This is a genomic window from Pseudomonas sp. H1_D04, assembly GCF_054683855.1.
The window spans coordinates 6,233,250-6,256,310 of record NZ_CP162826.1; the positions used below are offsets into that span (position 1 = coordinate 6,233,250).

Annotated in this window: 22 protein-coding genes and 2 pseudogenes; 9 read left to right on the top strand and 15 right to left on the bottom strand. The window is 62.3% G+C overall.

What is annotated here, in order from left to right; genetic code table 11:
• Nucleotides 1-268: 268 nt before the first annotated feature.
• Genes AB4N82_RS28650 through AB4N82_RS28660 form a run of 3 tightly spaced genes read right to left on the bottom strand, consistent with a single transcriptional unit; the run spans nucleotide 269 to nucleotide 2,419 of the window.
• A complete protein-coding gene (locus AB4N82_RS28650; RefSeq protein ID WP_122752921.1) occupies nucleotides 269-1,195 on the bottom strand; it encodes a FecR family protein in 927 nt (308 codons plus the stop codon).
• 37 nt (nucleotides 1,196-1,232) lie between these two features.
• Complete coding sequence (locus AB4N82_RS28655; RefSeq protein ID WP_032888437.1) at nucleotides 1,233-1,778, bottom strand: RNA polymerase sigma factor; 546 nt, start codon at nucleotides 1,776-1,778, stop codon at nucleotides 1,233-1,235.
• On the bottom strand, nucleotides 1,775-2,419 hold the full coding sequence (locus tag AB4N82_RS28660) for a secretin and TonB N-terminal domain-containing protein (protein WP_032888435.1): 645 nt from the start codon (nucleotides 2,417-2,419) through the stop codon (nucleotides 1,775-1,777). The genes AB4N82_RS28655 and AB4N82_RS28660 overlap by 4 nt, the downstream gene beginning before the upstream one ends.
• A gap of 217 nt (nucleotides 2,420-2,636) precedes the next feature.
• On the opposite strand from AB4N82_RS28660, the gene AB4N82_RS28665 reads away from it, so the two are divergent.
• Both AB4N82_RS28665 and mntP read left to right on the top strand, forming a co-directional pair.
• On the top strand, nucleotides 2,637-2,948 hold the full coding sequence (locus AB4N82_RS28665; protein ID WP_122763600.1) for a hypothetical protein: 312 nt from the start codon (nucleotides 2,637-2,639) through the stop codon (nucleotides 2,946-2,948).
• Nucleotides 2,949-3,169: 221 nt separating this feature from the next.
• Nucleotides 3,170-3,733 carry a manganese efflux pump MntP gene (gene mntP, locus AB4N82_RS28670; protein WP_032888431.1) on the top strand — a complete coding sequence of 188 codons (564 nt, stop codon included), beginning with the start codon at nucleotides 3,170-3,172 and terminating at the stop codon, nucleotides 3,731-3,733.
• 137 nt (nucleotides 3,734-3,870) lie between these two features.
• On the opposite strand, the gene AB4N82_RS28675 is transcribed toward mntP, so the two are convergent.
• Entirely contained in the window at nucleotides 3,871-4,938 is a 1,068-nt protein-coding gene (locus AB4N82_RS28675; RefSeq protein WP_122681477.1) for a zinc-binding dehydrogenase, read from the bottom strand.
• Nucleotides 4,939-5,086: 148 nt separating this feature from the next.
• On the opposite strand from AB4N82_RS28675, the gene AB4N82_RS28680 reads away from it, so the two are divergent.
• Nucleotides 5,087-5,905, top strand: coding sequence for an alpha/beta fold hydrolase (locus AB4N82_RS28680; protein ID WP_032888427.1), 819 nt, complete (start codon nucleotides 5,087-5,089; stop codon nucleotides 5,903-5,905).
• 43 nt (nucleotides 5,906-5,948) lie between these two features.
• Here the strand turns inward: AB4N82_RS28680 and AB4N82_RS28685 are convergent, their stop codons facing one another.
• Nucleotides 5,949-6,335 (bottom strand): DoxX family protein, encoded by a 387-nt coding sequence (locus AB4N82_RS28685; RefSeq protein ID WP_095186008.1) that lies wholly within the window; start codon nucleotides 6,333-6,335, stop codon nucleotides 5,949-5,951.
• A gap of 74 nt (nucleotides 6,336-6,409) precedes the next feature.
• Complete coding sequence (locus tag AB4N82_RS28690) at nucleotides 6,410-7,285, bottom strand: LysR family transcriptional regulator (RefSeq protein ID WP_122763601.1); 876 nt, start codon at nucleotides 7,283-7,285, stop codon at nucleotides 6,410-6,412.
• Nucleotides 7,286-7,397: 112 nt separating this feature from the next.
• Here AB4N82_RS28690 and AB4N82_RS28695 point away from each other — a divergent pair, with 112 nt between their 5' ends.
• The 3 genes and pseudogenes from AB4N82_RS28695 to AB4N82_RS28705 all read left to right on the top strand — a co-directional run.
• On the top strand, nucleotides 7,398-8,624 hold the full coding sequence (locus AB4N82_RS28695; protein WP_122763602.1) for a YbfB/YjiJ family MFS transporter: 1,227 nt from the start codon (nucleotides 7,398-7,400) through the stop codon (nucleotides 8,622-8,624).
• Complete coding sequence (locus AB4N82_RS28700; RefSeq protein ID WP_122763603.1) at nucleotides 8,621-9,619, top strand: NAD(P)H-quinone oxidoreductase; 999 nt, start codon at nucleotides 8,621-8,623, stop codon at nucleotides 9,617-9,619. Before AB4N82_RS28695 ends, AB4N82_RS28700 begins: the two co-directional genes overlap by 4 nt.
• Nucleotides 9,620-9,753: 134 nt before the next feature.
• Nucleotides 9,754-9,945: pseudogene (locus AB4N82_RS28705) on the top strand (zinc-binding dehydrogenase); the annotation flags it as partial.
• A 121-nt stretch (nucleotides 9,946-10,066) separates the two neighbouring features.
• Here the strand turns inward: AB4N82_RS28705 and AB4N82_RS28710 are convergent.
• From AB4N82_RS28710 to AB4N82_RS28720, 3 genes and pseudogenes are all read right to left on the bottom strand, one after another.
• A complete protein-coding gene (locus AB4N82_RS28710; protein WP_122763604.1) occupies nucleotides 10,067-11,191 on the bottom strand; it encodes an alkene reductase in 1,125 nt (374 codons plus the stop codon).
• A 77-nt stretch (nucleotides 11,192-11,268) separates the two neighbouring features.
• Nucleotides 11,269-11,946, bottom strand: coding sequence for a type 1 glutamine amidotransferase domain-containing protein (locus AB4N82_RS28715; protein WP_032888414.1), 678 nt, complete (start codon nucleotides 11,944-11,946; stop codon nucleotides 11,269-11,271).
• Nucleotides 11,943-12,570 (bottom strand): annotated as a pseudogene (locus tag AB4N82_RS28720) (TetR/AcrR family transcriptional regulator). The gene AB4N82_RS28715 and the pseudogene AB4N82_RS28720 overlap by 4 nt, the downstream one beginning before the upstream one ends.
• Nucleotides 12,571-12,743: 173 nt before the next feature.
• On the opposite strand from AB4N82_RS28720, the gene AB4N82_RS28725 reads away from it, so the two are divergent.
• Nucleotides 12,744-13,688: a GlxA family transcriptional regulator gene (locus AB4N82_RS28725; protein WP_032888410.1), complete on the top strand. Its 945-nt coding sequence runs from the start codon at nucleotides 12,744-12,746 to the stop codon at nucleotides 13,686-13,688.
• On the opposite strand, the gene AB4N82_RS28730 is transcribed toward AB4N82_RS28725, so the two are convergent.
• Nucleotides 13,666-14,172, bottom strand: a complete 507-nt coding sequence (locus tag AB4N82_RS28730; protein WP_032888441.1) for a GNAT family N-acetyltransferase — start codon at nucleotides 14,170-14,172, stop codon at nucleotides 13,666-13,668. The genes AB4N82_RS28725 and AB4N82_RS28730 overlap by 23 nt on opposite strands.
• 178 nt (nucleotides 14,173-14,350) lie before the next feature.
• Here AB4N82_RS28730 and AB4N82_RS28735 point away from each other — a divergent pair, with 178 nt between their 5' ends.
• The gene (locus AB4N82_RS28735; protein WP_122763606.1) at nucleotides 14,351-15,226 is read left to right on the top strand and encodes an undecaprenyl-diphosphate phosphatase; all 876 of its coding nucleotides are present in this window, start codon (nucleotides 14,351-14,353) and stop codon (nucleotides 15,224-15,226) included.
• A gap of 550 nt (nucleotides 15,227-15,776) precedes the next feature.
• Here AB4N82_RS28735 and AB4N82_RS28740 read toward each other — a convergent pair.
• From AB4N82_RS28740 to AB4N82_RS28755, 4 genes are read right to left on the bottom strand one after another with little or no spacing between them, the layout of a single operon-like run.
• Nucleotides 15,777-16,601, bottom strand: coding sequence for a sugar phosphate isomerase/epimerase family protein (locus tag AB4N82_RS28740; RefSeq protein ID WP_122763607.1), 825 nt, complete (start codon nucleotides 16,599-16,601; stop codon nucleotides 15,777-15,779).
• Nucleotide 16,602: 1 nt separating this feature from the next.
• On the bottom strand, nucleotides 16,603-17,802 hold the full coding sequence (locus AB4N82_RS28745) for an NAD(P)/FAD-dependent oxidoreductase (RefSeq protein ID WP_122763608.1): 1,200 nt from the start codon (nucleotides 17,800-17,802) through the stop codon (nucleotides 16,603-16,605).
• A 2-nt stretch (nucleotides 17,803-17,804) separates the two neighbouring features.
• Nucleotides 17,805-18,125: a MocE family 2Fe-2S type ferredoxin gene (locus AB4N82_RS28750; protein ID WP_032888397.1), complete on the bottom strand. Its 321-nt coding sequence runs from the start codon at nucleotides 18,123-18,125 to the stop codon at nucleotides 17,805-17,807.
• Nucleotides 18,126-18,152: 27 nt separating this feature from the next.
• The gene (locus tag AB4N82_RS28755) at nucleotides 18,153-19,247 is read right to left on the bottom strand and encodes a fatty acid desaturase family protein (RefSeq protein ID WP_095186016.1); all 1,095 of its coding nucleotides are present in this window, start codon (nucleotides 19,245-19,247) and stop codon (nucleotides 18,153-18,155) included.
• 161 nt (nucleotides 19,248-19,408) lie between these two features.
• Between AB4N82_RS28755 and AB4N82_RS28760 the strand changes: the two genes are divergently transcribed.
• Nucleotides 19,409-20,458: a LacI family DNA-binding transcriptional regulator gene (locus tag AB4N82_RS28760; protein ID WP_122763609.1), complete on the top strand. Its 1,050-nt coding sequence runs from the start codon at nucleotides 19,409-19,411 to the stop codon at nucleotides 20,456-20,458.
• Nucleotides 20,459-21,028: 570 nt separating this feature from the next.
• On the opposite strand, the gene AB4N82_RS28765 is transcribed toward AB4N82_RS28760, so the two are convergent.
• Nucleotides 21,029-22,990 (bottom strand): sigma-54 interaction domain-containing protein, encoded by a 1,962-nt coding sequence (locus AB4N82_RS28765; protein ID WP_032888392.1) that lies wholly within the window; start codon nucleotides 22,988-22,990, stop codon nucleotides 21,029-21,031.
• Between the last annotated feature and the right edge of the window lie 71 nt (nucleotides 22,991-23,061).

The following is a 23,061-nucleotide window of genomic DNA, read 5'->3' on the forward strand; positions in this document are numbered from 1 at the left end:
CCCGTCAACCACGATGGCCGGAATCCGACGTTGATTTGGGGGGTAAACCGGCAGGGATGCCGGTTTAGCCGCCCTGCGCCATGGATGGCGCGTGGCGGCGGCCCCCCAAATCAATGTCGGATTACGGGCATGCCGAGCCTAGGCGAGGCACCGAGTGGTGGGGCGAAGGCCTTTTGGTTACTTTTGTGCCTTTACAAAAGTGACCCGCTGTAAGAGCGGAACCACAAGCAGCCGTTACCTAAATAACGGATATGTACACCCACAACCCTCAACTCAACAAAACAACCCCCCCAGGCAACTCCGTACACTTAGCCCCATAAGCATCCCGTATCAACAACGCCACGCCCGCCAACTGCTGCAAACTAAACCGCGCCTGCACCCGCCGCTGCCCCAGTTCCTTGTTAAGCAACACCAACATCCCAGGCCGATAGCGGTTGATCTCATCCACCACCGTCGCCAACGTCGCGTTGTCAAACACCAGCACCTGCTCACGCCAGGCCACCACCGACTGCGTATCCACGGTGATCACGTCACTGACCCCGGCAGCGCCGTAGCTCATTTGCCGACCACGGCCCAAACTCACGCTGTTGCCGCCCACGTCCACCGACAGCGACCCTTCGATACAGGTGACACACACCCTGTGATCGGTATGACGCACATTGAACCGCGCCTGCGCCGCACTGACCCAGCCCTCCCCGGCCTGGACCTTGAGCGGCTGCGCGATATGGGCGACGACCTCGACCTCGCCTTCGAGCAATTCAATCCCCTGACCCACCCGGCTGATGCGCGTCTGGGTATTGAGTTCCAGGCTCACGCCGTCACTCAACAGCACTTGGCGCTGCTCGCCGACCTCAGTGCGATAGTCCGCCGTCAGCCCGGAAAACCCGCCCGGCACGCCGACGCGCACCATCACCACCGCCGCCGACGCGGCAATCGCGGCCCCCAGAAATGCGCGACGCCCGAACTGACGCGGCGCAGACGGTTGCTCAAGCGCCGGTGCCAATTGCTGCCACAACCCCTTCGCCTGCTCAAACGCCTGGGCATGCTCCGCGCTCTGGGCGCACCAGGCTTTGAGGGCCTTGGCATCGGCCACGGTGGCGCGGCCCGAGGTCAGCAGGAGCAGCCAGTCGCGGGCTTCATCGTGCAAGGGGCTGGCGGCGGATTGCCGGGCGATGGAGAGGCTAAAAATGTTCAAGCGCGCACATACTCACGGTTTTATCAGGGACTCAACACTAAGACGGTTTTCCGGCGCCGGGACCGAACCGCTGGATCACTTTTCTTTCCAGACGTTTGGCGCAATGACCCAGTGCGGCCTTGATTTCCTTCTCGACCATGCGCGTGGAAATGCCGAAGCGCTGGGAGATTTCCAGGTGCGGCGCCTCTTCCAGGCGGGCGGCGATCAGGATCTTGCGTCGGCGCGAGGGCAGTTCATACAGGGCTTTGACCAGGGACTGGATTTCACGTTGACCGCCCACCACCCGCGACGGGTCCTGGGCTTCGTCGGCGCTTTGCAGCAGTTCTTCCACTTCGCTGCCGGTCAGCAAACGGGCGTCGGCCTCGCGGCGGTCGGCAGCGATGTTCAGGGCCATGCGGTACAGGTAAGCATTGGGTTGCGCCAGGTTCGGCGGCATCTCCATGCGGTCGACTCGCAGGTAGGTTTCGTGCAACACGTCATTGGCCAGGTCCTCCGAGCCCAGACGCTTGCGCAAACGCACCTTGAAATCTTCGTAAGAGGCCAGGAACAAGCTGACCATCGTGCTGTGCCCGGTATTTTTCATCCGCCCGAGGCTCCTTTTACGGCTGTGCATTCCATGCGTGTTCCTGTGGTGTCGGGCATCAAGAGCAAAGTCACCGGTTGACGCAGTGAACTCGGCGCCGGGCGTTCCACCCGTGCAGCGCCCAAGCTGCGGACCAGTGCTTCATCGCGTTGTTCATCGCCGGTGGAGCTGACCAGCCGGCTGTGTTCGATCATGCCGTCGCGGTTGACCCACACCTGCACCAGCGCACGAAAACTGCCGGGCCGAGTCAGGGGCGAACGGCACAGGCTGGTCTCGATGGCCTGCTGCAAGGCCGTGGCGTAGCTGTTATTGATCCGCGCAGCACTGCGGGCCGCCGCACCATGCGCCGGGGGCGGTTGGCTGACCTCGGGCAACTGCAAGGTAAACGCATCGCTGCGTGCATAACGTGCCATCAGGCCGCTCCCTGTCAGCAACATCGCCAGAGCCTCCTGCGCCGTGAAGCGACCGCGCACGGCGAGGGAGCGTCGGCCCTGCGTCAACTCGCGGTCCACGAGCACCGCTATCCCCGTCGCGCGGCTATAGGCCTGCAGGGCGTGTTCAAGGTCTTGCGCGGGCAGGTTCAGCAGCAACAGCGGCGACTGCGCTCGCGCAACCCCGCCGCCGGCCAGCAGCAACAGCAAGACCAGGGCGCATACGGCGCGCCTCCAGGCTCCCTGTTCACCCCCTGCGTAGCATCGCTGCACGGCCGACGCGCCCTAGAAAACCGTCATCCTGAGGCCCGTTTATGAACCTGATGTTACGGTGATAGCAAAAAAAACATCACGGTGACGAGAAGCCCGCTGCACTAGACTCTCAAGCCATACCGGCCCACTCCTTCGGGCCTGCCAGGAGGCCATGATGAAGCTGCTCCCGACCCTCGCCAGCCTGTTGCTGTGCGCCGCCCTGCCCTTACTCGCCCACGCCGACAATGCGCCAGGCGGTTGCACCGAGGTCACGGTGGATGGGTACAAGGCGCCGGACTACGGCTGCCTGGGCCAACAAATGGGCAATGACACGAATGCAACCAAGGCGGCGAAGAAAAACCGTGAGGCGCAGCATCTTTCTATCGAGCAGCGGCCGCCGAACGCCGTGGGCTTATCCACCCCGGCGGCAACCAGCGTGCGCATGGGCAATACGTTTGGTACGTCGGTCAAGCCGCAACGGCCGTGAGCCTTTTGACGAAATTTTCATCTTTGCCCCCCTATGATCGGCCACCTCGTTGGGGAGTAACCGGCTTCTGACCCCGTTGGAAGCGTTCGTATCAACATATTCGGCAACCTGCCTTGGTGCGAACACCGTTTTTCGGTTGGTGAGACCAGCGACACATCCATGCCTAAAGTCGGGCGCGTGGTTGTGTCGTTGTGTCCTATAGCCCGACTGGAAGCCTCACCGTGAACCCCATTTCCCTGATTCTTCTCGCCCTGGCCATGTCCACGGACGCCTTCGCGGCGGCCATCGGCAAAGGCTCCAGCCTGCACAAACCGCGTTTGACCGAAGCCCTGCGTGCCGGTGTGATTTTTGGTGTGATCGAAGCCATCACCCCGATGATCGGCTGGGCGATCGGCCACGTGGCCACCCGTTGGGTGGAAAGCTGGGACCACTGGATCGCTTTCACCCTGCTGGTCGGTTTGGGCCTGCACATGATCTGGAACGGGCTCAAGGCCGATGACGAAGAAGCCGAGAAACCGACCCAGCACTCGTTCATGATCCTCGCCGTCACGGCGTTTGCCACCAGCATCGATGCGATGGCAGTGGGTGTTGGCCTGGCGTTCGTCGACGTGAATATCCTGGTGGCCTCCGCCGCGATTGGCCTGGCGACCATGACCATGGTGACCATCGGCATGATGCTCGGGCGGGTGCTGGGCACCGTGGTGGGCAAGCGTGCCGAGATGGTCGGCGGCGTGGTGTTGATGCTGGTGGGTGCGACGATTCTTTACGAGCATCTCTCGGTCTGACGTGCACACATAACAAATGTGGGAGGTGGCTTGCCACCGATGGCGGTGGGTCAGTCAATGATGCTGTGACTGTACTACCGTTATCGGGGGCAAGCCCCCTCCCACAGGGGTTCTACGGTGGCTTGGAGGTCGGGTTTTCAGGCCGCATGGCTTTCCTTCTTCAAACTCTCCATATCGATCACGAACCGATACTTCACATCGCCCTTGAGCATCCGCTCATACGCTTCGTTGATGCCTTGGATGTCGATCATCTCCACGTCCGAGACAATCCCGTGCTTGGCGCAGAAGTCGAGCATGTCCTGGGTCTCCTGGATCCCACCGATCAGCGAACCAGCCAGGCTGCGGCGCTTGAAAATCAGGTTGAACACGGTCGGCGACGGGTGCGGGCTGTCGGGGGCGCCGACCAGGGTCATGGTGCCGTCGCGCTTGAGCAGGTTAAGGAACGCATCGAGGTTATGCGGCGCGGCGACGGTGTTGAGGATGAAGTCCAGGCTGTTGGCGACCTTGGCCATTTCGTCTGGGTTCTTCGACACCACCACGTGGTCGGCGCCCAGGCGCAGGCCGTCTTCGCGTTTGTTGGGTGAGGTGGTGAACAGCGTGACCTCAGCGCCCATGGCGTGGGCGATCTTCACCGCCATGTGGCCGAGGCCGCCGAGGCCGACCACACCGACCTTCTTGCCGGGCCCGACCTTCCAGTGATGCAGCGGCGAATACGTGGTGATGCCCGCACACAACAACGGCGCCACGGCGGCCAGGTTGGAATCGTCGTGGGAGATACGCAGCACGAACTTTTCCTTGACCACGATGCTGTCCGAGTAGCCGCCAAAGGTATTTTCACCGCCGAACACCGGGCCGTTGTAGGTGCCGGTAAAACCGCTCTCGCAGTATTGCTCTTCGCCCTCGGCGCAAGAGGCGCAGTGCTGGCAACTGTCGACCATGCAGCCGACACCGGCCAAGTCGCCAACCTTGAATTTGCTCACATTGCCACCCACCGCCGTCACGCGGCCGACGATTTCATGGCCGGGTACCGAGGGGTACAGGGTGTTGTTCCACTCGTTGCGCACGGTGTGCAGGTCGGAGTGGCACACGCCGCAATACAGGATGTCGATCTGTACATCGTCAGCCCCTGGCGCGCGGCGCTCGAAGGTAAAGGGCTTGAGGACATCCTTGGCGTTCTGGGCGGCGTAGCTGTAAGTCTTGGCCATTTCGTTCACCTGTGTGATCTGACGGTAGAGGTCAGTGGACCAGCATAGACGCTGAACCGTTCAACCAAGCACACCCATACAAGCCCTTCGTCAGGTTTACGGCAATAGTGAGCTAGAGTCTTCTCGCCCCCTCAATCAGGAGTTTTCCATGAGCACATTCGTTGCCAAAGACGGTACCCAGATCTACTTCAAGGACTGGGGCAGCGGTAAGCCCGTGCTGTTCAGCCACGGCTGGCCGCTGGATGCCGACATGTGGGAATACCAGATGGAATACCTGAGCAGCCGTGGTTACCGCACCATCGCGTTCGACCGCCGTGGCTTTGGCCGTTCGGACCAGCCGTGGACCGGCAACGACTACGACACCTTCGCCGATGACATCGCGCAGTTGATCGAACACCTGGACCTCAAGGAGGTGACCCTGGTGGGCTTCTCCATGGGCGGTGGCGATGTTGCGCGCTACATCGCACGCCACGGCAGTGCCCGGGTTGCCGGCCTGGTGCTGCTGGGTGCAGTGACGCCGATCTTCGGCCAGAAGCCCGATTACCCACAGGGCGTGCCGACCGATGTGTTCGACGGTATCAAGGCCGGTTTGCTGAAAGACCGTGCGCAGTTCATCGCTGATTTCAACACGCCGTTCTTCGGCATCAACAAGGGCCAGACCGTTTCCGAAGGTACGCTGACCCAGACCCTGCAAATCGCGATGCTGGCGTCCCTCAAGTCGACCGTGGATTGCGTCACGGCCTTCTCCGAAACCGACTTCCGCCCGGACATGGCCAAGATTGACGTGCCGACCCTGGTGATCCATGGCGATGGCGACCAGATCGTGCCGTTCGAAACCACCGGTAAAGTGGCCGCCGAGATGATCAAGGGCGCCGAATTGAAGGTCTACAAAGATGCGCCCCACGGGTTTGCCGTGACCCACGCCCAGGCGTTGAACGAAGACTTGCTGGCGTTCCTGAAGCGCTGAAACCGCTCTCCTTATTTAGCCGGGCTTGCCCGGCTTTTTTTATTCAGGCAAAACGCTGACCGAGCACAAAACGCCCCGGCCCGGCGATCAGCACGCTGGTAAAGAGGATCAGCAGCAACCACCCAAACTGCCCTTCAAACAACGTCCACTCTGGATGCACGACCACCATGGCGATCAACAGCACCGCCAGGATGGGCAGGCATGCCAGGCGCACCAGCACGCCGGCAAGGATCAGCAACGGGCACAGCACTTCGGCAAAAATCGCCAGCAGCAGCGTGACGTGTGCGCCGAGGTGAAACGGGTCTTCGATCAGCTTCAGTTGTTCGCTGTAATTGAGCAATTTGGGCAAGCCGTGTACCCACAGCAGGAACAACGCCCCGCTCGCCCGCAGAAACAACAGCCCCAGATCCTGATGTCTTGATTCGTTCATAGGTGTTCCCTGTTGGTTGACACATCGATTGTGTCCACAGAGCGCCCCTCAAGATTGCAAGCCTGTGCTGACCTTTACTCCCCCGTCCCCGCAAACCCCGCGACGATTTCATCGATGACTACCCGCACCCGCGCGGTGTGGCGCAGGTCGGCGTGGGTCACCAGCCACACGTCATAAGGCAACGGCCGCGTGCGCTCGGGCCATAGGCGAACCAGGCCGTCACGCTCGCCGGTGTACACCGGGATCTCGCCGATACCGAGCCCGGCGGCAATGGAGCGGCGCACCAGCAGGCTGGAACTCAACGCCGCGACAATGCGCCCACGGCCCAAGGGTTCGGACACCAGGGTCAGGTCTTTGTGGGTTTGCAGATAGGGTTGGTAGACCACCAGGTCGTGGCCTTCAAACAGGCTGCCGGGCTCGGGAATCCCGTGGCGATCGACGTAAGCCTGGGAAGCAAACAACCCCAGCGGCCATCGAGCGATGCGACGGGCTATCAGGTCGGGGCTGTCGGGACGGGTGTTGCGCACGGCAATGTCGGTTTCACGTTTGGCCAGGCTCAGGAACTGGGTCGATGCGTCCAACTGCACGCGCACATCCGGGTGCTGGGCGTGGAGGCGCGCAATCGCAGGGATCATAAAGTCGATGGCCAGGGAATCGGTGGTGCTGACCCGTACGGTGCCGGTCAGGCGGTCATCCAGGCCTTGGATCTGCCGCTCCAGGTCCAGGGCCGAACGCTCCATTTTTTCCACCGAGTGCAACGCGGCTTCGCCCACGGCGGTCAAGGCGTAGCCCTCGGAGGTGCGCAGGAACAGCGTCGCGCTCAAGGACTTTTCCAGGGCGTTGACCCGCCGCCCAACGGTGGCCTGGTCCACCCCCAGCACCCGTGCAGCGCCGCGCAGTGTGGACTCGCGGCATACCGCCAGAAATACCCGTGCGTCATCCCAATTCATGCGTACTCCTTATGCTGCATATCTGCATCACTGCGCCGTGTAATCGCTGCATTATTGCACCGATGTTCCTCGATATGCTGGGCGCCAGAGAAAAATACTCAGGACCGCCACCATGCAAGACACTCAAGCACGCAGCACCGTCTGGCTGCCCATCTTCGCCGGCCTGTGCGCCAGCCTGGTCAGCATCGGCCTAGCGCGGTTTGCCTACACGCCGTTGATTCCATCGCTGATCCAGGCCCACTGGTTCAGCGCCAATGACGTGGTGTACCTCGGCGCCGCCAACCTAGTGGGTTACCTGATCGGCGCGCTGATAGGCCGCCCCCTCGCCCAACGCAGCTCCAACAAAAGCGCCCTGCGTCTGATGATGGTGGCGGTGACCCTGGCGTTCTTTGCCTGTGGTTTTCCGTTGTCGGTGACGTGGTTCTTCGGCTGGCGTCTGCTGTCGGGCATTGCCGGTGGTGCGATCATGGTGCTGGTGGCCGCGACCGTGTTGCCCCATGTACCGGCCGCACGCCGAGGCCTGGCCAGTGGCGCGATCTTCCTGGGCATCGGTTTGGGGATTGCCGGTTCGGGCACACTGGTCCCACCGCTGCTGAGCCTGGGTTTGCAGCAGACCTGGTTCGGTCTCGGTCTGTTGGCGGTGGTGCTGACGGCCGCCAGTTGGTTCGCCTGGCCCAACGGCACGCAGCATGAAGCACCGCAACCGGCGGGCAGCACGTTGCCGACCCCTGCTGGCGTGTACCTGCTGTTTGCCCAATACGCCTTTATGGCGGCGGGCCTGGTGCCGGCGATGGTGTTCCTGGTGGATTACGTGGCCCGCGGCCTGGGTGCCGGGGCGCATATCGGCGCGATGATCTGGGTGATGTACGGCCTGGGTTCGATCGTGGGGCCCGTCACTTATGGGTTCCTGGCAGACAAGCTCGGCGCACGCTTGAGCATCCGTGTGGTGCTGCTGGTGCAGGCGATTGCCGTTGGTTTGTTGCCGTTCGCCGGCTCGTTTACGGCCCTGGCGGTACTGGCGGTCATCCTCGGCTCCTTCCCGCCGGGCATCGTGCCGCTGGCACTGGCGCGGGTGCACGAACTGATCCCCAATCATCACCAACAGCAGGTCGCCTGGAGCCGTGCCACGGTGTCCTTTGCCACCTTTCAGGCGGTCGCGGGCTTTGCTTACTCAGCCCTGTTCAATGCGAGCGGCGGCCAGCATGCGCTGTTGTTCATGATCGCGGCCGGGGCGATAGTGGTCGCCCTTGCACTGGAACTGGTCATGCTTTTGCTGAACCGCCGGCCGCCCGACGCGGTCCCACCCCATACGCTCATCGCTGCAGGTAACTTCAAATGATGCTCCCTAACGACATGACCCTGATCGAAATCACCACGCCCGGTGGCCCAGAGGTGCTCCAACCGCGCCAGGCGCAAGTGCCCGTGGCCGGTCCCGGCGAGATCCTGATCCGCGTGCACGCCGCCGGGGTGAATCGCCCCGACGCCCTGCAACGTGCGGGCAAATACCCGATGAAGCCCGGCATGAGCCCGATTCCGGGTTTGGAAGTGGCCGGTGAAGTGGTGGCGCTGGGCGACGGCGTGACCGCGTTCAGCCTGGGCGACAAGGTGTGCGCCCTGACCAATGGCGGCGGTTATGCGCAGTTTTGCGCGGTGCCCGCTGGCCAGGCTTTGCCGATCCCCGAGGGCATGGACTGGCTTCAAGCCGCCGCCGTACCGGAAACCTTCTTCACTGTGTGGGCCAACCTGTTCGGCCTCGGCGATGCGCACACCGGCCAACGCGTGCTGATCCACGGCGGCACCAGCGGCATCGGTACGACCGCGTTGATGCTGTGCCGCGAATTCGGCATCCAGGCTTTCGCCACCGCCGGCAGCGCCGACAAATGCGCGGCCATTGCGAAGCTGGGCGCCACGCCGATCAATTACCGCGAGCAGGACTTCGCCGACGTCATTGCCCAACAGACTGACGGCCAGGGTGTGGATGTAATCCTAGACATCATGGGAGCCTCGTATCTCAACAACAATCTCAAGGCCCTGGCCATGGACGGCCACTTGGTAATGCTGGGTTTCCTCGGCGGCGCCAAGGCCAACGACGTCGACCTGCTGACCATCCTCGGCAAACGCGCGGTGATTACCGGTTCGCTGTTGCGCGCGCGCAGCAAGGATGAAAAAGCCGCGATTGCCGAACAGTTGCGTGAATACATTTGGCCGGTACTGGAAGCCGGGCGCTGCTTGCCGATCATCGATAAGGTGTACGAATACACCGACGCGGCCCAGGCCCATGCGCGGATGGAAGGTGGGGATCATATTGGCAAGATTGTCTTGCGGGTCGCGTAACCAGCAGGCACTAGATAGCAAATGTGGGAGGGGGCTTGCCCCCGATTGCAGTGGGTCAGTCAATGCTGCTGTGACTGTCCCGCCGCCATCGGGGGCAAGCCCCCTCCCACATTGGTTGCATGACTACCCGAGGGTTGCGCGCGCGCAGCAAGGATGAAAAAGCCGCGATTGCCGAACAGTTGCGTGAATACATTTGGCCGGTACTGGAAGCCGGGCGCTGCTTGCCGATCATCGACAAGGTGTACGAATACACCGACGCGGCCCAGGCCCATGCGCGGATGGAAGGTGGGGATCATATTGGCAAGATTGTCTTGCGGGTCGCGTAACCAGCAGGCATTAGATAGCAAATGTGGAAGGGGCTTGCCCCCGATTGCAGTGGGTCAGTCAATGATGCTGTGACTGTCCTGCCGCCATCGGGGGCAAGCCCCTCCCACATTGGTTGCATGACTACCCGAGGTACGTGGGGTAGTCGATATACCCTTCCTCACCCCCACCATACATCCCCTCTTCCCGCAGTGGATTCAGCGGCCACCCGTTGAATATCCGCTGCGGCAGATCCGGGTTGGCGATAAACGGCCGACCAAACGCGATCAAATCCGCCAGCCCTGCTTCCACCAGTTTCGCGCCGCGTCCAGCGGTGTAGCGCCCGGCATAGACAATGCGGCCACTGAAGGTGCTGCGCACGGCTTCACGGAAGCTGTCGGGCAAGATGGGCGCGTTGTCCCAGTCGGCTTCGGCGATGGAGACATAAGCAATGCCCGACGCTTGCAGCACTTTGATCGCTTCGATGTAGGTGTGGTGCGGGTCTTCTTCCACCAGGCCGATGTACACACGGTCTTCGTCGGTGCCGCTGAACAACGGTGAAAAACGCACGCCAAGGCGTTCCGGGCCGACCACGGCGCTGACCGCTTCGACGATCTCACGCAGAAAGCGCAGACGGTTTTCCAGTGAGCCACCGTACTCATCGTCGCGGGTGTTGGAATGGGCCGAGATGAACTGGTTGACCAGGTAACCATTGGCCGAATGGATTTCCACCCCGTCGAACCCTGCGTCCAGGGCATTGCGCGCAGCCTGGGCGTAGTGCCCGACCAGTTGCTTGACCTCAGCAGTGCTCAACGCACGCGGCACGGGTGGTTGCACCAGTTCGCCGGTGCCAGGCCCGGTGGCGATAAAAGCTTTGGCTTGCAAGGCCGCCAGCGCAGATGGCGCCACGGGTGCTGCGCCGTCGGGCTGCAAAGCGTTATGGGACACGCGCCCCACGTGCCACAGTTGCGCGAAGATCACCCCGCCGTCGGCATGCACCGCGTCCGTGACTTTGCGCCAGCCGTCGATTTGCGCCGGGCTGTAGATGCCCGGCGTCCAGGCATAGCCCTGGCCACGGGGTTCAATCTGCGTGCCTTCGCTGACCATGAATCCGGCGCTGGCACGCTGACGGTAATACTCAGCCATCAGATCGGTGGCGATATCGCCGGGCTGGGCGCTGCGTTGGCGGGTCAGCGGCGGCAGCACGACACGGTTAGTCAGGGTGTGATTGCCCAGTTTTACCGGGGTACTTAAAACGTTGTCAGTCATGGGTTTTTCCAAATTTTGGGCGCACGAAAGCATTGGCGACTCTAAAGAGTCGCCAACGAATCGAGCGGTTGATTAAGTTAAGCGGTGAGTTTCAGCAGGGCCTTGGCGACATCGCTGGAACTGCCGGGGTTCTGCCCGGTGACCAGCAAGCCATCAACGATAACGAAGGATGCCCAGTCGGCGCCCTTCTCATACTTGCCACCCAATTTCTTGAATTCATCTTCAATCAGGAAAGGCACCACCTTTGTCAGGCCTACGGCGTCTTCCTCAGAGTTGGAGAAACCGGTCACGCGACGGCCTTTGATCAACGGCTCACCGTTGACCGCCTTGACGTGACGCAGCGCGCCCGGTGCGTGGCAGACAAAACCAATCGGCTTGCCGGCACGCTCAAAGGATTCGATCAGCGCGATGGACACCGGCGATTCCGCCAAGTCCCACAGCGGGCCGTGGCCGCCTGGGTAAAACACCGTGTCGAAGGCGTCCACGTTGACCGTGTCCAGCTTGACGGTGTTGGCCAGCGCCTGCTGCGCCGCCGAGTCGGCCGCGAAGCGATGGGTCTGCTCGGTTTGCGCATCCGGCTCGTCGCTGACCGGGTCCAACGGCGGCTGGCCACCGGCTGGGGATGCCAGTACCACGTCGGCGCCGGCGTCCTTGAACGCGTAATACGGAGCGGCAAACTCTTCGAGCCAGAAGCCGGTCTTGCGGCCGGTGTCGCCAAGCTGGTCGTGAGAGGTCAGTACCATTAATACTTTCATTTTCCAGTGCCTCGATCAGTGAATGTCAGTGTGTTCAGGGTGACCCAACAACTGTCGGGTCAGCAGCAACGCCTCATCAAACGGCGCGGATGTAAGGGTGATCTTGCTCATGACACTGCTTCCCAGCCACAACGCATACAGCTGCTGGGCCAAGTCCTGTGGGCGGTGTTGAAGCCGCAATGAGCCGTCTTCAACGCCGCGCTGCAGCGCCACGGCGAGTAATGCAATAGTGCGCGAAGTGCCGCGTTGCAGGGCCAAACGCATCGGCTCTGAAAGGTCAGACACCTCCGCACCCAGTTTGACGGCAAGGCATTTGCCCGCTTCTGTGCAGCCGGTCTGATTGGCGATCCAGGCGTCCCAATAGCGCATCAACTTGGCGTGCTGGGATAAACCCGGTTGGTCGAACAGTTGCTGCATGCCGTGCACGTAGTGGTCGAAGTAGGTATCGAGCAACACAACACCGAAGCCATCTTTAGAGGTGAAGTAGTGATAGAACGACCCCTTGGGCACCTCGGCCGCTTGAAGGATTTCGTTCAGGCCCACCGCAGAAAATCCCTTGCGGCCGACAAGCACTTGCGCCGCATCCAGAATGGTCTGTCGTGTATTTTTGGTTTCGCTGCTCATGCTTGACTCCAACCGATTAGACCAGTCGTCTAGTTCGTTGAGGCAATGTTAGGGGCCGATTCGAACCCTCACAATGTCAGATACGCAAGGATTCCGGACATCGCCCGAGGCGGGTTGCCGTTTACCCGGCACGCGCCGACAATCCACCCTCCCGCGCCCCTTGGAGAATGAAGATGCACAGCGTTGCGCTGATGGTTTACCCGAACTTTCAATCCCTGAGCCTCAGCCTGGGCTCGGTGTTCGAGTGCGCGAACCTGTTGCGGGGCGAGCCCGCCTATGAATTTCACCTGGTGTCAGAGCGTGGCGGCGCGGTGATGACCTCCCAGGGTTTTTCGGTGAACACCTCGCCGATTCGGCCCGAGGGCTATGACACCCTGATCGTGAGCGGCTACCTGGAATTCCGCCTGCCGGAGGCCAACCTGCTGGAGTTGGTCAAGGCCGCTTCGGCGCAATCACGCCGAGTGGCCTCGTTGTGTATGGGCATCTTTGTGCTGGCCGAAGCCGGATTGCTGGAGGGCAAGCGCACCACCACTCATTGGATTCACGCCCCGGCGTTTCGCAAGCGCTACCCGGATATCCATCTGGAGGAAGACAAACTGTTTGTGGTGGACGGCCAAGTGTGGACCGGCGCCGGCATGAGCGCCGGTGTGGACATGGCGTTGGCCATGGTGGAGAACGACCTGGGCAGCGACCTCGCCCGGCGCATTGCACGCAAACTGGTGATCGCCCAGCGCCGCGGCAGTGAGCAGTCGCAATTGTCGGCGTTGCTGGAACTGGACCCCAAGTCCGACCGCGTGCAACTGGCCCTGGCCTACGCCCGCGAGAACCTCACCCATGACCTGTCCGTGGAAGCGCTGGCGGATGTTGCCCGTTTGAGTCCACGCCAGTTCAGCCGGGTGTTCCGCGAAGAAACCGGACAAACCCCGGCCAAGGCCATCGAAGCCCTGCGCGTGGAAGCGGCGCGGGCGATGATGGAAACCAGTCGTCACCCGGTTGAAGTGGTGGCCCGCGAAACCGGCTTCGGTGATCGCGAGCGCATGCGTCAGGCGTTTCTACGGGCGTTCGGGCAACCGCCCCAAGCGATGCAGCAGGCGTTTAATGCAGCGCCGCACGCGTAATCAAATAGCTCACCAACTGCGGCTCATCGTCCAGCTCGATGGTCTGCACCGGGCGCGGCAGGTTGTCCAGCACCGCGCGCCAGAACGCCTGGGACACTTCGTCCTGGTCATAAAACCGCACCAACCAATCCGATACGCCGCTGCACAGCACCTGGGTGGCGATGGCGCGGCCGATGCCTTTGCGGCGATAGCGCTTGAGAATAAACAGGTCGGCCAGTTCCAGGGCGTCGATGCCAGGCAACTCACTGCCTTCGATCAGCAGAAAGCCGGCGATATAGCCGTCGACCAGCAACAGGTTGGCGCTCCACTGCGGGTCTTGCCAGTAGCGCGTCAGGTGTTCGTCATGGATATAGAAACGGCCGTCCGCCTCGACATCTTCCTGCTCCCAGTCCGACGACTCATAGGCGTAGTACTGGTAAAGATTGCGGATCAACTCGGATGCTTCAGGGCCGGTCTGGATCAGTTCCACTGTAGTTTCAGGCATTAGGCTCTCGATCAAAAAACGCAGGGCGCCATTGTTCACAAAACCTCGGCGCAGTCCAATAGCGCCGCGAACCTTTCTACTTGCTGAACCGATTGCAAATAGCCGTTGGCCCTGCCGAAGCGCTGAAATATTTCGAATAGACTTCGCCGAAATCTCCCTTTTCTGAAGGACACGTATTTTGACGAACGTCTGTTCCGCCGGCCTGGATGTGGGCTTTGCGTCCCTGGATTACCTGCAGATTTTTATCCTCGGTGTGATCCAGGGTTTTACCGAACTGCTGCCGGTCTCCTCCACCGCCCATATGCGCGTAGTGCCCGCCCTGCTCGGCTGGCAGGATCCCGGCTCGGCCTTTTCGGCGGCTATGCAATTGGCCGCACTGGCGGCGGTGGTCAGTTATTTCTGGCGCGATGTGCGCCAGGTGACCACGGGCAGCATCGGGGCGGTGCGCCGGGGCGACTACAACGACCGTTGGTTCAAGCTTGCGGTGGCAATCGTGCTGGCGACGATCCCTATTGGCATCGCCGGCCTGGCATTGTCGTCGACGTTGAACGCCTGCAACTCGCCATTGCGCGGTTTGATGGTGATCGGCATTTCCTGCCTGGTGATGGCGGTGTTACTGGCGGCGGCCGAGCTGCGTGCCCGGCATACCCGCGAGATGAGCGAGATGCGCCTGCGCGATGCGCTGATCGTCGGTGTGGCGCAGATTGGCGCGTTGATTCCTGGGGTGTCGCGTTCCGGCTCGACCCTCACTGCGGCGCTGTTCCTCAACTTCAAACGTGAAGAAGCCGCGCGGTTTTCCTTCCTGCTGGGCCTGCCGGCCATTGCCCTGGCCGGTTTGAAAGAACTGTGGGTGCTGCTGCGCGCCGACCTGCCGGCCCACGCCTGGCCACACCTGTTGTTTGGCCTGGTGGTGGCGAGCGTCTCGGCGTTTTTTGCAATCTGGGGCCTGATGAAGTTTTTGGAGCGGTTCTCCACCTGGCCGTTCGTAATCTACCGGGCGCTGCTGGGGGTGTTCCTGATTGTGGCGGTGAGTACCGGGTTATTGGCCGGGTAAGGCGGTGTGCGCTTAAGGAATGAGCGGGCTTCGGTGGGGAGATTGCTTCTGTGGTGGGGTTGCTTCTGAGATGGGTTGCTTCTGTGGTGAGCTTGCTTCTGAGATGAGTTGCTGTTGCTTCTGTGGTGAGCGGGCTTGCCCCGCGCTGGGCTGCGAAGCGGCCCCATTGAGAACACCGCGTTTCTTCAGGTAAATCCCGGTGGCAGGTTTTGGGGCCGCTTCGCAGCCCAGCGCGGGGCAAGCCCGCTCACCACAAAGAACATGCCCACTCTCGTAATGCAGCCTTCAGCCCCGGCTTTGGCAATCGCTCCAAACCTGGCGAATCAACCCCTGCAGCTTCAACGCCTCGGCCCAGCGTGAGCTTGCTTCTGTGGTGAGCGGGCTTCTGTGGTGAGCGGGCTTGCCCCGCGCTGGGCTGCGAAGCGGCCCCATTGAGAACACCGCGTTTCTTCAGATAAATCACGGGGGCAGGTTTTGGGGCCGCTTCGCAGCCCAGCGCGGGGCAAGCCCGCTCACTACAAAGAACATGCCCACGCTCGTACTGCAGCCCTCAGACCCGGCTTTGGCAATCGCTCCAAACCTGGCGAATCATCCTCTGCAGCTTCAACGCCTCGGCCCAACGATCACTTATTTCACGCCCGTCCGCACCGGTAATCGCATACGGCGGCGGGCCCAGTTCGCAGGTGAACGACAGACTCTGCCCTGTGTCCGGGCGAGCCAACCAGTCTTCAATACCGTAGCGCCACCAGCCGGTAAACCGTTCGACCCAGGCTTGATGCTGGGGGAACTCCATTGAGACCTGAACCTGCTCGCTGCTGGCCACGCGCCCATGAAAGCCCCAACTGTGACGCAGGATCGTGCGGATCTGTTCATCGTCCTCCACCGCGCCCGGTTCGGGCAATTCGCGTCCGACCACGTAGTGGGACAGGTCGGCCAGCAACTTCAAGTCGGGCATTTGCGCCAGCAGGTCGAGGGTGAACAGCAGGTCGTTGGTCAGGCGATAACGGTGGGTTTCCAGCAGTACCGGGAAATCCACCTGCTCGGCCAGGCGCTGCCAACCTTCGACCAGCCGCGCCGCGTCGGCCTGGGTGCGCGGGCGTACGTCGGCTTGCAGGGTGAGGTGGTGGCAGCCGTAGCGGCTGATCACATCCAGTGCAGCGGCCAGGTCGTCCACCGACTGAGGGAAAAGCTGGCCTTCGATCTGTAAGCCCCGCGCCGTGGCCGCGGCGTGCAGGCGTGTCACCGCGGCGGGCTTCCAGTAGTGATCGGTGATGCCGTCGAAGCCGGCAGCGGCGATTCGATCCAACTGCGCTTCAAGCGGGCCGGGCTCGGTTTGCATGGCCCACAGGGATTGGAACACTAGGAATCGGCGCATATCAGCTCCGCAGCAATTGTTTAAGGGACAGTTCAGGGTCCGCCAGGCTGGACGGGTTGAGCACAGTGTGCGCGGTGATCAGGCGCTCACACAGCTTGATGTCCTTGGCGACGCTGTTGCCGGGCGCCCAGCCGCACGCACCTTGCAACCGCACGTCAGCATCGAGGTAGAACAGCAACAGGCCGCCGGCTGGCAAGACGCGACTGATCATATGCGGGGTGATCACGCCCACGGTCTGCAAGCCCCAGTCGTACTGGTCGGACCAGAAGCCGGGGATCGCCTCAAAGGGGACCTCGCGCCCCAGCATATTGAGTGCGGCATGCCGCCCCTGAGCCTCGGCGTTGCGCCAGGTTTCCTGGCGTTGGTACTCGCCGCCGAGGCGAAACTCGCAAACGTCACCTGCCGCGTAGATGCCCGGCGCACTGGTGCGTAAATGCGCGTCAACGCGAATGCCCTGCCCCACCTCCAGCCCCGCCGCCACGGCCAGCTCGATGTTCGGTTGCATGCCGATGCCGACCACCACCAGGTCACACGGCAGCACCTGCCCGTCGACCAGTTGCACGGCATCGCCATGGATGGATTCCAGCGCCACGTTCAAGCGCACGTCCACGCCTTGCTGGCGGTGCAGATCCAGCAGCGCCTGGCTGATCACCGGCGGCAACACGCGGCCGGCCAGGCGCGGCCCAGCTTCGAGCACCGTGACTTCGCAGTCCATGCCTCGGGCAGTCGCGGCCACTTCCAGGCCGATAAAGCCGCCGCCGACAATCACCAGTTTCACGCCGGGCTGCAACGCGGATTTCAGTGCCAGCGCTTCATCGTGGGTGCGCAGGTACAGCACGTTGGCCTGTTCCTGGCGCAGACGCCGCGCCCTGCCCCCGGTAGCCAGCAACAGGCCGGCGTAGGACAGCCACTGGCCGTCGGCCAATTGCAGACGCTGTTGAAGCGGGTCCAATTGGCTGACGGGGTTACCCGCGATATGTTCGATGCCCAACTCGGCCAGCCGGGCGCTGTCGCACAGGCTGCATCCCGCCAGGTCCATGCTGCCCTGCAACAACCCCTTGGACAGGGGCGGCCGCTCGTAGGGCAAGTGCGGCTCGTCGCCGATCAGGATCAGGCGTGCGGTATAACCCTCTTCGCGCAGGGTCAGCGCCGCACGGCCACCAGCATGGCCGGCGCCGACGATGATCAAGGGTGCGTTCATGATCACGCCGTGACAGCGAGCAGTACCCGCCCCGCTTCGACCCGCACCGGGTAGGTCTTGAGATTGACGCACACCGGTGCGCCCATGGCCTTGCCGGTGCGGTAATCGAAGCGTCCGTTGTGCTTGGGGCATTCGATGATGTGGTCCATCACCAGGCCATCGGCGAGGTGGATTTTCTCGTGGGTGCACAGGCCTGCTGTGGCGAAAAACTCATTGTCCGCCGAGCGGTAAACCGCGTAGGTGTGCGGCCCGTGATCGAAGCGCAGCACATCTTCTTCGTCTATTTCGCCCACGGCGCAGACGTCGATCCATTGATCGTTCATGGCGTTTTCTCTTGTTATAGATGAGATTCAGCTGGCGGCGGCTTCGGCATGCATTGGGGCGCGGGCAGTCGGTTCCGCACTCGGGCCAATCGGCCTCTGGATGAAATACGTCGGGTCGCTGCGCTGCTTCAGGATCGTCGGAATGATCTCCCTGTACGCCTCGAAAATAGTGGCGTATGGCGGTGGGCAGTCATTGCGGATTTCCTCGTGCAACTGCGCAAGGGCGTGGTACGGCACCATCGGGTACATGTGATGTTCGAGGTGGTAGTTCATGTCCATGTAGAGAAAGCGCAGCACGCGGTTCATGTAGATGGTGCGGCAGTTGCTGCGGTGGTCGAGCACGTCTTCGGCCAGGCCCACATGCTGGGTGAGGCCAAACAGGTAGCCGAGCCAGGCGCCGTAGATACTCGGCAGCCCAACCAGCATCAGCGGCAACCAGCTGTGCAGGTACAACGCGGTGCCGATGACCACCGCATAAATGCCGACCCAGATCCGCGCGGCGCGGAACACCTTGGGCCATTCGGACTCGGGGATAAAGTCCGCTTCCTGGGCACTCATCTGGCCGGCCGCATGGCGCGCCACCCCGCTGAAGGTCTTCCAGGCCAGCGGCAAATTGAACAGGCTCAGAAACATCATCAAGAAGCTCGGCGGGCGCGGTTCGACAATCTCTGGATCGCGGCCAACCACAATGGTGTCGGTGTGGTGCCGGGCATGACTCCAGCGCCATACGTGGGGTTCGAAGATGCACATGAAACTCGCGACCTGGTACAGCACGTCGTTCATCCAGCGGGTCTTGAACGCGGTGCCGTGGCCGGTTTCATGCCAGCGCGGGTTGGACGCGGTGCCGTAGAGCACCCCATAGGCGAGGAAAAACGGCACGCAGGCCCAAGTGCCCCAGAACCAGTAGCCGCCGAAGCCGGTGGCGAACAGCGCGCTCACCCAGAGGGCGGTGTCGCGCAAGGCCGGGCCGTCGCGGCGCTGCATCAGTTCTTTCATGCGTTTACGGGAAATCGGCGATTGGTACCAACTGGCCGAGACCAGGCCTTTTTCAGCGGCGCGGGCGGCTTCGGGGCCGGTGAGGCTGTAGTCGCGCCGAGCGCTATGAACGGTGTGTTCGGGCATTGTTATTGTTCTCCGCAAGCGGTGGTTTCAGGTGCTTTGCGAAACCAACGATAGAGCGCAGCTAAATCACCCTCAAGGCCTTGAATCCATTCCCTATCAAGCTATCATCCAGGCCCAGCGGGGCTTGATAGTTTTCTATCAAGACGCTCAAGGGGGCTGTCATGAACAACAATAAACGCCCAACCATCGCCACCGTCGCCGCCCAGGCGGGCCTAAGTGTGGCCACGGTCGACCGGGTATTGAACGCACGCGCGCCGGTTAATCCGCAGACCGCCGAACAGGTGTTCCAGGCCGCCGAAGCCGTGGGCTACTTTGCTGCGCGGCTGATCGGCCAACGCATCCGCGAACGCCGGCCCACTTATCGCTTCGGCATCCTGTTGCTGGGCACCGCCCAGGCGTTCTATGCCAACTTGGCGCAGGCGATTGCCGCTGCCGCCGAGCATCACGGCACCGCCAACCTGACCTGCCAATTCGACTACATCAACGACCGCACACCCAGCGCCATCGTCACGCAGATCGAACAACTCGCCGTGCAGTGTGATGCCCTGGCGGTGGTCAGCTTTGCCCACCCGCTGATCAATGCTTGCCTGGCGCAGATCCGCGAAGCTGGCGTGCCGGTGGTCGCCCTGCTCTCGGATATCCACGAGCACGCCTTGGAACCTTATGTCGGCCAGGACAACCACGTGGTCGGACGCACCATGGGCTGGTTGCTCGCCCGCACCTGTGGCGCACGCAAAGGCAGCGTCGGGATTTTACTGGGCGGCCACCGGTTTCTTGGGCATCAGGCACGGGTCGAGGGCCTGCACAGCTACCTGGCCGAACACGCACCTGGGCTCAAGCCACTTGAACCACTGATCAACCTGGACAACTGCGACATCACCGAAGAAGCCACCCTCGATCTGCTCACCCGCCACAGCGACCTGCGCGGCCTGTGCGTGGTGGGCGGCGGCGGCGACGGTATCATCAGCGCCCTGGCGCAGTTGCCCAAGCGCCCGCCGTTGTGCTGCATTTTGCAGGAGTCCACGGAGCTTTCTCGCCAGGCGCTGCGCCAGGGGTTGGTTGATGTGGTGATGGACTCGCAGCCACGGCAGACGGCGGTGGCACTGGTGGAGTTGTTGGTGCAGTTGCAAAGTGCCGAGGGGTTTGATCCGGCGCGGCATCGGGTGCATATAGCGCCGCAGATTGTGACTTCCGAAAATATGTGTGACTGAAGCGATTGCCCGGAACAGGCCTAGGTCTCTACACACCTTCCAGTGGATGCGGAGTCTATGGCAAACGCGCTGTTGTGGTGAGCGGGCTTGCCCCGCGCTGGGCTGCGAAGCGGCCCCCATTGAGAACACCGCATTTCTTCAAGTAAATCCCGGTGCAGGTTTTGGGGCTGCTGCGCAGCCAGCGCGGGGCAAGCCCGCTCACCACAAAGAATGTGCCCGCTCTCGTAATGCCGCCTTCAGACCCGGGTTTGGCAATCGTTCCAAACCTGGCGAATCAACCCCTGCAGCTTCAACGCCTCGGCCCAGCTTGAGCTTGCTTCTGTGGTGAGCTTGCCTCTGTGGTGAGCTTGCCCCCGTGGTGAGCTTGCCCCCGTGGTGAGCTTGCCTCTGTGGTGAGCGGGCTTGCCCCGCGCTGGGCTGCGAAGCGGCCCCAAAACCTTCACCTCGATTGTTCCTGGCACTCTGCGGTGACCTTAGTGGGGCAAGCCCGCTCACCACAGAGTTAGGTGTCAGCGGTTAAGCGTTGTGTAGCGCAAGTGCAATCGTCGCCCCCCCGCCCACACTTAGTCCTCATATGCCTCGGAAATCCCCGGCGCTCAGCCCGAATCGGCTCATTTTGTTGTATAGCCCACCCCGCGATACGTTCAGCTGTTTCGCGGCCAGGCGGATGTTGCCGCCGGTGCTTTTGAGTGCGGTGACGATGGCGTGCATTTCGTGGCTGCTCAGGTCCTGGGCGGGTTGCGGTTCATAGGTTCGGGCCAACGGGCGAGGCTTGGTTTCCAAGGGCAGATCGGCCGGCTGGATCCACTCGCTCATGGCCAGGTTGGTCGCCCGTTCGATGGCGTTTTCCAACTCCCGCACATTGCCTGGCCAGCCGTGGGCCGAGAGCACCGCCAACGCATCCGGCGAAAAACCCTGCACCGATTTACGCAACGAGCGCGCACAGCGCGTGAGGAAGTGCCGCGCCAGTATCGGGATGTCTTCACGGCGCATGCGCAGCGGCGGCACGGTCAGGTTCAGCACATTGAGGCGGTAGTAGAGGTCTTCGCGGAATGCGCCCTCGGCCACCGCCTGGCTGAGGTTGCGGTGGGTGGCGGCGATGATGCGCACATCCACTGGCCGTGCGCTTTTTGCCCCGACCCGTGCAATTTCACCTTCCTGCAACACCCGCAGCAAGCTGACCTGGGCGTCGAAGGACATGTCGCCGATCTCATCCAGGAAAATAGTGCCGCCATCCGCCAATTCAAACTTGCCCGCCGAGCCGCCACGGGCCGAGCCGGTGAACGCGCCTTCGACATGGCCGAACAGTTCACTCTGCACCAGATCCCGTGGAATCGCGCCGCAGTTGACCGCCACAAACGGGCCATTGCAGCGTTCGCTGGCGTTGTGAATCGCCTGGGCGAACAACTCCTTGCCGGTGCCGCTTTCCCCCAGGATCAGCGTGGTGGCATCACTGCGACTGGCGATGCGCGCCAAGTGCAGCGCGTCCTGGATGGCCCGCGACGTGCCCTGAATGGTGTCGAACGTGTAGCGCGCCTGGCTGCCGACAAGACGCCGAGTAATTTCGCGGATGCGCCGGTTCTCGCGCAGCGACACGATCACCCCGCCCTGTTCAAGCGGACACACCGAGACCAGGCACGCCAGTTGGCTGCGGTCGTGCAGGTGGAAGGTGCAATCAAGGTCGCGCACCGGCTCACCCAACGCGTCGCTTAATTCACTGCGGCCCAGACGCTGGAAGGGGCTGCCCACCAACTCCGGTCCCACCTGGAACAACTGCCGGGCGTAGCGGTTGAGCGCCTTGATGCAGCCGCGCTCGTCCAGCACCACCAGGCCCTCGTTAAGGACTTCGAGTACGGCCTGTTGTTCTTGCAGCAATGCGTGCAGGGCCATCTGCCGTGACACCGCTTCAGCGGCGGCTTGCACGGTGCCCAGGGTATGGAAATGAAACCATCCGGGTTCGGCGGTCAGCGTGAGCATCGCCAAGGTCTGGCCCTGGGCATTCTTGATCGGCGCGGCGGCGCAGTGCATGCGGCGCTGGCGCAGGCCGACAGCGAAGTTTTCTTCGGCCAGCACGTACACGAGGCGGTCTTCGGCAAGGGCGAGGCCGGTGCAGTTGGTGCCCTGTACCGACTCCGACAGGCGACTGCCCACGGGCGTGATGTCCAGTCCGCAGAAATACAGGGTGGTGCCTTCGGCATCGGTGAGGTTGATATGCCCGCGCGGGTTGTAGGCCAGCAGGCCATGCATGACCTGGGCAGCCGCCGCGATCAACACGCGGTGGCTGGCCAGGGTGGCGGCCAGGATGTGAGGGTCGACGAAACGGTACTGGCTGTCGGCAGGATCGATACCTGCCTCGACGCTGCGGCGCCAGGAATCCCAGATCATCTGGCGGACGTCGGCCGGGCGTTCGACCCAATGCTCCTGGCAACCCCGCCACGCCCGCTCCAATGCATCGACCGGGCCGTCATTCAGCGCAGCAGGCCCGAGCGCTGTCAGGTAGTCGAGGTCTTGTACGCTGAACGCCATGCTCATCACGTTTATCCATGTTCATGTTTTTGACATGCCAGTATAGACATGTCATCAAAATGAACACTTTTTGTTTA